General features: G+C 67.6%; 11 protein-coding genes and 1 pseudogene. 7 read left to right on the forward strand and 5 right to left on the reverse strand.

The window, feature by feature from the left end; translation table 11 throughout:
- The gene (locus ACFV2X_RS47585; RefSeq protein WP_385628642.1) at nt 1–435 is read right to left on the reverse strand and encodes a VOC family protein; all 435 of its coding nucleotides are present in this window, start codon (nt 433–435) and stop codon (nt 1–3) included.
- Nucleotides 436–649: 214 nt separating this feature from the next.
- Here ACFV2X_RS47585 and ACFV2X_RS47590 point away from each other — a divergent pair, with 214 nt between their 5' ends.
- Together ACFV2X_RS47590 and ACFV2X_RS47595 are read left to right on the forward strand one after the other, a co-directional pair.
- Nucleotides 650–910, forward strand: a complete 261-nt coding sequence (locus ACFV2X_RS47590; RefSeq protein ID WP_385628644.1) for a helix-turn-helix domain-containing protein — start codon at nt 650–652, stop codon at nt 908–910.
- Nucleotides 859–1,473 carry a winged helix-turn-helix domain-containing protein gene (locus ACFV2X_RS47595; protein WP_385628646.1) on the forward strand — a complete coding sequence of 205 codons (615 nt, stop codon included), beginning with the start codon at nt 859–861 and terminating at the stop codon, nt 1,471–1,473. Before ACFV2X_RS47590 ends, ACFV2X_RS47595 begins: the two co-directional genes overlap by 52 nt.
- Here ACFV2X_RS47595 and ACFV2X_RS47600 read toward each other — a convergent pair.
- From ACFV2X_RS47600 to ACFV2X_RS47610, 3 genes are all read right to left on the reverse strand, one after another.
- Nucleotides 1,462–1,845: a hypothetical protein gene (locus ACFV2X_RS47600; RefSeq protein WP_385628649.1), complete on the reverse strand. Its 384-nt coding sequence runs from the start codon at nt 1,843–1,845 to the stop codon at nt 1,462–1,464. The genes ACFV2X_RS47595 and ACFV2X_RS47600 overlap by 12 nt on opposite strands.
- Before the next feature lie 444 nt (nt 1,846–2,289).
- Nucleotides 2,290–2,673 carry a VOC family protein gene (locus ACFV2X_RS47605; RefSeq protein WP_385628651.1) on the reverse strand — a complete coding sequence of 128 codons (384 nt, stop codon included), beginning with the start codon at nt 2,671–2,673 and terminating at the stop codon, nt 2,290–2,292.
- A gap of 87 nt (nt 2,674–2,760) precedes the next feature.
- A complete protein-coding gene (locus ACFV2X_RS47610) occupies nt 2,761–2,928 on the reverse strand; it encodes a hypothetical protein (protein WP_385628653.1) in 168 nt (55 codons plus the stop codon).
- A gap of 613 nt (nt 2,929–3,541) precedes the next feature.
- Between ACFV2X_RS47610 and ACFV2X_RS47615 the strand changes: the two genes are divergently transcribed.
- Nucleotides 3,542–3,772, forward strand: a complete 231-nt coding sequence (locus ACFV2X_RS47615) for a hypothetical protein (RefSeq protein ID WP_385628656.1) — start codon at nt 3,542–3,544, stop codon at nt 3,770–3,772.
- Between the two features lie 299 nt (nt 3,773–4,071).
- Nucleotides 4,072–4,356, forward strand: coding sequence for a hypothetical protein (locus tag ACFV2X_RS47620; protein ID WP_385628658.1), 285 nt, complete (start codon nt 4,072–4,074; stop codon nt 4,354–4,356).
- Nucleotides 4,357–4,365: 9 nt separating this feature from the next.
- Here ACFV2X_RS47620 and ACFV2X_RS47625 read toward each other — a convergent pair whose 3' ends face one another.
- The gene (locus ACFV2X_RS47625; RefSeq protein WP_385628659.1) at nt 4,366–5,106 is read right to left on the reverse strand and encodes a hypothetical protein; all 741 of its coding nucleotides are present in this window, start codon (nt 5,104–5,106) and stop codon (nt 4,366–4,368) included.
- A 290-nt stretch (nt 5,107–5,396) separates the two neighbouring features.
- Between ACFV2X_RS47625 and ACFV2X_RS47630 the strand changes: the two genes are divergently transcribed.
- From ACFV2X_RS47630 to ACFV2X_RS47640, 3 genes and pseudogenes are all read left to right on the forward strand, one after another.
- Complete coding sequence (locus ACFV2X_RS47630; RefSeq protein WP_385628662.1) at nt 5,397–5,522, forward strand: hypothetical protein; 126 nt, start codon at nt 5,397–5,399, stop codon at nt 5,520–5,522.
- Between the two features lie 562 nt (nt 5,523–6,084).
- Nucleotides 6,085–6,402 (forward strand): annotated as a pseudogene (locus ACFV2X_RS47635) (winged helix-turn-helix domain-containing protein); the annotation flags it as partial.
- Nucleotides 6,395–7,313: sensor histidine kinase (locus ACFV2X_RS47640; RefSeq protein WP_385628672.1), on the forward strand; the 919-nt coding region annotated here is incomplete at its 3' end. The pseudogene ACFV2X_RS47635 and the gene ACFV2X_RS47640, both read left to right, overlap by 8 nt.

A 7,313-nucleotide genomic window follows, 5' to 3' on the forward strand; every position in this document is an offset into this window, starting at 1 on the left:
TCAGTCGAGGCAGAACTCGTTGCCCTCGATGTCCTGCATCACGATGCACGACTCGTTGTGGTCATCGGCAAGCAGCAGTCGCACGCGTACCGCGCCGAGCGCGACCAATCGTGCGCACTCGGCTTCGAGCGTGGCGAGGCGCTCTTCCCCCACCAGCCCGGTGCCGACTCGCACGTCAAGGTGCAGCCGATTCTTGACGACCTTGCCTTCGGGGACGCGCTGGAAGTACAGCCGCGGGCCCACGCCTGAGGGGTCACCGCAGGCGAACGCTGAACCCTGCCGCTCAGGCGGCAGAGAGCGATCGAAATCACCCCACGTAGCAAACCCCTCCGGTGGCGGCGGTACGACGTACCCCAACACCTCGCACCAAAAGCGAGCGACGCGCTCAGGTTCTGCGCAGTCGAAGGTGACCTGGAACTGCTTGACCGATGACATCGGCGCACCATAGCAGGGGGACTCTGGTGCTCATTTCCCGGTGCCGATCCGCATGCTGTCGGGAGGACGGCCCCTGCTGCTGAACCTGATTGGGTGCTGTCGGGCTGTTCGCCCGACAGCGGCCGGTCGGACGGGGGCCGGTAGCTCCTGGGGGAGAGATACGCGCAGGGTGGTGGACTGACCGACGCCGAGGACCGCGGGGGAGCGGATCCGGTTGCAGACTGTCGTCCGTTTCGGGGGTGGGGAGACGAACGGGGAGATCGCTTCCGCTCTGCGGGTGAGCGAGCGCTCGGTGGAGCGGTGGCGCCGGGCCTGGCGCGAGTGCGGCGAGGCCGGGGTCCTGTCGGAGGGTTCTCCGGGGCGGCCCCGGCTCAGCGAGACCCAGATCGCCAGGTTGGAAGAGAGTTGGAGCGCGGCCCGCTGGTGCACGGCTGGGCGGACCAGCGGTGGACGCTGGAGCGGATCAAGACACTGATCGGCCGCCTGTTCCGCGTCTCCTACACCGTCGAGGGCACCTGGCAGCTGCTGAAGCGTCACGGCTGGAGCTGGCAGCAGCCGACCGGGCGAGCCATCGAACGCGACGCCGATGCGGTCGAGGTGTGGAAGAAGGAGGCATGGCCGCGGGTAGGAGCACCGCGGCAGAGCGCGGCGCCTGGGTCGTCTTCGAGGACGAAGCCGGGCAGTCGAAGACTCCGCCGCGTGCCAGGACCTGGGGTCGGATCGGCCAGACGCCGGTCGTGCGGGTGCGGGGCCGAGGCTTGGGGCGGGTGCCGATGGCGGGCATGGCCTGCTTCAAGCCGGGCAGGCGATCCCGGCTCGTCCCTGCGATCCGCGAGTATCGGCTCTGCAGGGACGAGCCGAAGGGCTTCGGATGGCTGGACTCCCGCGACCTGGTCGTGCGCCGCCCGTATCCGGCTCGGCGGCCCGATCGTGCCGGTCTGGGGCAAATGTCCACCTCTTGGTCGCCGGCATGAAGGAATTCATCGACGCGAGCGCCGAGTGGCTGTCCGTGTTCCAACTCCCGGCTTACACTCCTGACCTCAGTCCGACCGAGGGCATCTGGGCGCTGGTCAAGCGCGACCTGGGCAATCTGGCCGCCGCGGACCTCGGCGAGATGACCAGAGTCGTGAAACGCCGACCGTTGTGCACGAGGGCGGTCTTGTCGATGCCGGAGGTGAGATCGCGAAGCTCTTCCGCCACCTCCTCACACCTTTCCGCGTCGCCGTTCGGATAGAACGGGAAGCGTGCGATCACGGCCGCGACGTATCGGTTGACGGAGCCGAGGTCGCTGTTCACGTGGCTGGCCATCGCTGACCCGATTGTGGGGATCTGCGCCACGTGACCAGTGGCCATGTCGACGGCGATCCGTCCCAGCAGGCCACTCGCTGCGATGGCGACCGACCCGCCCACGCTCACCGATCCCCCCGAGGAACACCGCCTCACTCAGCGGCCGGTACTCGTACCCGGTCAACCCGCCTGGGATGCCAGTCTCACGGAGATCGACGGCGATCTGGGCGGGCACTTGGGGACTCGGCCGCGCAGAGTCCGCGTGGAAGGTGTACTCGTCTTGGGCGAACCGCGCCTGTCTGCGTAGACGCGGGATTCGCTGCACCATCCTGAACAGGGTCGGCCAGTTCGCGGACTGCCGGGAGCCCGGCTTTCGTGGTGGCCGCCGCCGACGTTCGAGAAGACCGACTACCGCCGGTGCCACGCAGTCGAATGCGGCATCAACTGCCTCAAGAGGCACCGGGCGGTGGCCGTCCGGTATGGCAAACTCGCCGCCCGTTGCGAAGCGACCGTTCTCGTCGTAGCCGTCAGGGAGGGCTGTGACCGGCGGGGGTGACCGCGTGAGTGTCAGGAAGTCATGGCGGCTCGGTCGGAGTCGCTGCGCAGAACACAGAATTCGTTGCCTTCGGGATCAGCAAGGACTGCCCAGCCGGAGCCGTCGGGATTCCGGTGATCGGTGACAAAGGTGGCGCCGAGGCCGAGCAGCCGTTCCACCTCCTGATCGCGTGAGGTCTCTGGGCGCAAGCACAGATGGATCCGGTTCTTGATCGTCTTAGCCTCGGGTACCTGGTTGAAGTGCAGCACTGGGCCCTCCGCCAGCAGTACCTGAGTCTCCCGGTCACCTGGTTTGTCTTCCGGGTGCAGCGGCCGGCCGGTCACCCTGCTCCAGAACCGGGCCAGTTCGTAGGCATCCGCACAGTCGATCGCCACGTTCTGCAATACCGAGACCATGCGCGCGAGCCTTCCTGATCTCCACGTCAGACGCCACCGAATTACGCTTGTTCTTCGCGCACACAGCTCAGGCGCCTGGCGGCACTTTCACTGTTCGGTCAGGGCGGCGGGCTCCGGCTGGACGACAGCGGCAAGCTCTTCCGCGATCACGTCGTATGTGCCCTGGGCGAGCTCGATGCGGGGCGGCGTGCTGTCGCCGGGGGCCACCAGGGAGGGCCTGAGCACGGTGAGGCTGGAGTCGGGAGCCTTCCTCACTCTCACCTGGTCGCTGGCAGCCTGCAAGCGCGCGCATCCCGCCGTTGAGATCGGGCTGTACTGGTCGCCGTCCGAGGGCGTGGTCCGCTGGTTGATGGCTGGGGTGGGTTTTGTTGTTGTCTGGCTGGTGTGTGGTTGGGTGTGTTGGGGGTGTTGGGTTTCCGGGGTTTTTGGTGTGCGTGTGGGGTGTCCAGGTTCTCTCGTCGCATCCTGGTCTCGGTGTGGGTGTGGGTCCGTCTGTTTTGATGGTGGCGCCGTCGGTGGTGTGGTCGGTGCCGGTGATGTTGCTGGTTGTGTCGGACAGGGGGAGCGGGATCAGGGCCGCCGTTTCCTGGGGTTCGGTCATGGGGCCGGTCGTGAGGTTCTGGGTTTTTCGCTATCTGCTGGGTGAGTTCGTCGAGGCTGATGTGGGCTGTGGCGGCCCATTTGCTGACCTGGCCGTTGGGCCGGCGGTGGGCCGGCGCTCTGTCGCTGAGCACGCCCGTCCCGTGTCGCTGCGCGGGTGGGCGGCACCGCGGTCTCGGCCGTGTGGTTGACCTGCGGTCCTTTGCCGGCGGGGCCGGGAGCCAAGGGCGAACGGTTCCACGACTGGGCCGCTGGCCGCCTGCCCGCCGTGGCCGAGTTCGGTGGCGGCGAGCCGATCCGGCAGCGGTGGATGCCGGCCCGCCGCACCATTGGCAAGCCCGACGAGATGGCCTGCTACCTCGCCTGCGCGCCGCTGGACGCCTCCGTCACCGGCCTGGTCCGCGTTGCCGGAAGCCGCTGGGAGATCGAGGAGTGCTTCCAGAGCGCGGCAAACGAGTGCGGCCTGGACCAGTACGAGGTCCGCCGCTACGTGGGCTGATACCGGCACATCACACTCGCCATGCTCGCCCACGCGTGCCGCGCGGTGATGGCCGTGCAGGAGCGCGAACTGCACGCCGCGACCACGCGGTGAACTGGTCCCGATGGCGACGCCGCCACCAAGCGCTGCGGCGCGGGCACACGTTCGCGGGACGGCTGACCCAAGACCGTTCCCCCATGCCAAACCCCCGCTACACTCCCCCCTCGCCTCATGGCGAAGCCGCCGCCAGCGCAAAGGGCATCCACTGCGAGATGGCGCTCATCTGAGCCAACCACGGTGCGCCTCACCACTCTGGCCACGTGCCGGGTACGGTCAACGTCCGGGTCCGCGTGACCTGCACCAAGCCGGTGAGGATGATCCGCGGAAAGATCGGCCTCTTCAGCAACCACGGATCGAAGATCAAAGCCTACGTCAGCGTCGGGCGGGCCGCCGCCAAGGGCAACGCGGCGCTCGTCTGCCGAGCCGGCTACTACGAGGGCGAGTCGGCCACCCCAGGCACCGCGCCTCCCGGCTGCACCCCGCACACCCCGCACACCGCGAACATGGGCGCCAAGACCGCCAAGGTGCACCTCACGAAGTGCTGACCCTGGGAATCAGCGATTGACCTCATCGCTGTCTGCCCACACTGGATCGGTCACCTCGACCCGCACGGCCTCCAGTCGCTCATCCGCCAGCACGTCGGCGACGAGCGCCGCCGTGCCACCGAGATAGGTGGAGTCGAGGTCGGTCTCCGTCGCGACACACCAGGCCTGTTCGTTGGGCCAGAACAGGTTGGGCGACTGCGGAAAGAGTGATATCGCCAGTTCCCCCGCGGCGTCGAGCGGGCCCTCGAGCAGGAGATAGCTGCGTTGCGGCAGCTCCACTCGAGGGCCATTGACGATGCCTGACGGAAACTCCGGTGGAAGCAGATTCGGCTCCGGCCGCCCGTCCCCCTCCTTCGAGGTGAAAATGATGGTCGCGCGGCCGTCTGACGTGGGCTCGTACCCGTCCCAGACGCAGAACCAGCAGCGGTCACCTGACGTGGTGTGCCGGGCCAGGACGTCACACAGCGCCGCCAATGTGGCGGGAGGCAGGGTGCCTGGTTCGGGCTCCTCCTCCCAAGGCTTCGCCGCTCGCACATCCGACGCAGGAGTGGCGAGCGCCCGGAACTGTACCCGCGGATGCACCAGCCTGCCCGACCATGCGGCCACCTCCGCCCACGTCACGGGGCTTTCGTGAGATGCCAACGCCGGATGCAGAATCCGCGCGTACGCCTCGAATCCGCGCGGCACGAGAGCACCCACGCCGGACCCGAACGGCCCGATCCTCGCAACCGCCCAGTCGGCCGCTGCCACATCCCCAGCCGGCCGCAGTCGTGAACGCCGAGCCATGTTCTGCACCTCCTGCAATCGTCCCCCCGGCCTGGTTCGAAGCCGTCACCGGCAAGAGCACCTCCACGGCAGCGGGCCCGCTGAGACCTTACGCCTACGGGTAAACCTACGACCTATGAGGAGACTGGCAGAAACCGTGGTTGCGACGTGATGTCGCGCGGTGTGAGTGACTGCGCTGCGCACCGGCCCGATCCCCGACACTCCTTCAGCCACCCACCAGAGGCGACGCGAGCTCAGCGCGCGAGCTGACACGGATGTTCCTCAACCGTCAGGCCGGGCGGGCCGCCGGAACCACCGCCCAGCAGGGAGGCACGCGCGAACACCTCCACCAGCGCACCGCTGCCTCGCTCCTGGCCACCGTGTGGTTCGCAGGCCCCTGAATCCTATCCGCGTCGGACGGGCGCGGCCTGGTCCGGGGTAAGGCGCGGCCGGTGTCCGCCGGCCATGGTCACGAAGCCCTGACCGCGCAGTTGGAGGGTTGGACGCTCCACCGGCTCCGGTACTCCGCGCTGACACACGACGGAGCAAGGCAAGCCCACGCCGATGCTGCTGACCCGCTCCCGCCACGCGTGGTGGTCCCCTGGAGCGGTACGCGCGACCCGGCGTCGGCACGGTCGCCCGGCATGCCGCCGAATGCGACCCCGCCGCCCGCCGCCGAGGTTGATCACAGCGGCGGCATATTTCCGGCGTATTCCGGAACCGATGCGAGTCTCATCTGATGTGAACTGTGCCCACGTTGGGCCGCGTTGGTCGGATGTTGCGTACCTCATCGTCACCCGCGGAGAAGCCGACTGCGGCGAACCGCGCGAGCGCATCCGGGAGATCCGGGAGGCCGAACAGCGTGTCGCGGTCGCAGCGATCGGGGTCAGGGAGGGGCTTTTCCTGGGTGGCTACGTCGGCGGGCGGCTGGAGGTCACCCTGGGCCTGCGCCGCGGCATCCCCCGCGAGATCGTCGGCTTGCGGCTGGATCCTTTCTGCCGGGAGGTCTTCCGTGACGGGCGCTATGTCGTGCTCACTCGCAAACAGTTCGCCGTGCTCGAAGTCCTCGTCGCTGCCGAAGGCGGTGTCGTCAGTGCCGAAGAGCTGCTGGAGCGGGCCTGGGACAACAATATCGACCCCTTCACCAACGCTGTCCGCATTACCGTTTCCGCCCTGCGCAAACGGCTTGGTGAACCATGGCTCATCGTCACGGTGCCCGGTGTCGGCTACCGAATCGACACCGGCATGGACACCACGCGCCCCGGCAGCACTCATGAATAGACGCCCAGGGCTGAGCGCCCGGCTGAAGCTCACCATCAGCTACGCTGGATTCCTCGTCCTCGCCGGCGCGCTCTTGCTGGCCGTGGTATGGGTATTCGTGCTGCGCTGGGTACCGGACGACGACCCCAGATCCCTCCAGCAGACGTTCGGCCCCGTGATCATCAGCGGGCCCAACCGCTCCGACCTCCTGCGTGGCTTTGTCCCCGCCGCGGCCATAGCACTGGCCTTCCTCCTCGTGTTCGGCCTCCTGGGAGGATGGATCCTCGCCGGCCGGATGCTCGCACCACTCAAACGGGTCGCATCCGCGGCACGGATGGCCGCGAACGGGTCGCTGTCCCACCGGATCCGTATGCAGGGCCGCCAGGACGAATTCCGCGAACTCGCGGACGTGTTCGACGCCATGCTCGAACAACTCGAATCCCACGTCGCCGAGCAGCAGAGGTTCGCCGCGAACGCCTCCCACGAACTGCGCACTCCGCTGGCAATCTCTCAGACACTTCTCGACGCCGCCCGCAACGACCCCACGCGGGACCAGGGCGAACTCATCGAACGCCTCCACACTGTCAACACGCGGGCGATCAACCTCACCGAAGCCCTCCTGCTGCTCAGCCGGGCCGACCGCAGGAGCTTCACCCGCGAGCCCGTCGACCTCTCCCTCATAGCCGAAGAAGCCGCCGAAACGCTGCTTCCCCTCGCCGAAAAGCGCCAGATCACGCTCGACGTCACCGGCGAGACAACACAGTCCGTCGGTTCCGCGGCGCTCATACTGCGGATGATGACGAACCTCGTCCAGAACGCCATCGTCCACAACCTCCCTGGTGACTCGCGTGAAAGTGGCCAGAACAGTTCGCGTGAAAATGTCCAGCTGAAAAGCTGCGTTGACCTGTGCTTCTGCCGTAGTTGCCGTCTTG

This window comes from Streptomyces sp. NPDC059679, assembly GCF_042734105.1.
GTDB lineage: Bacteria > Actinomycetota > Actinomycetes > Streptomycetales > Streptomycetaceae > Streptomyces.

Coding starts and splice junctions, on each gene's coding strand:
- ACFV2X_RS47630 (WP_385628662.1), top strand. CDS start 5,397: ATGTTCCTCAACCGTCAGGCCGGGCGGGCCGCCGGAACCACCGCCCAG.
- ACFV2X_RS47605 (WP_385628651.1), bottom strand. CDS start 2,673: ATGGTCTCGGTATTGCAGAACGTGGCGATCGACTGTGCGGATGCCTAC.
- ACFV2X_RS47585 (WP_385628642.1), bottom strand. CDS start 435: ATGTCATCGGTCAAGCAGTTCCAGGTCACCTTCGACTGCGCAGAACCT.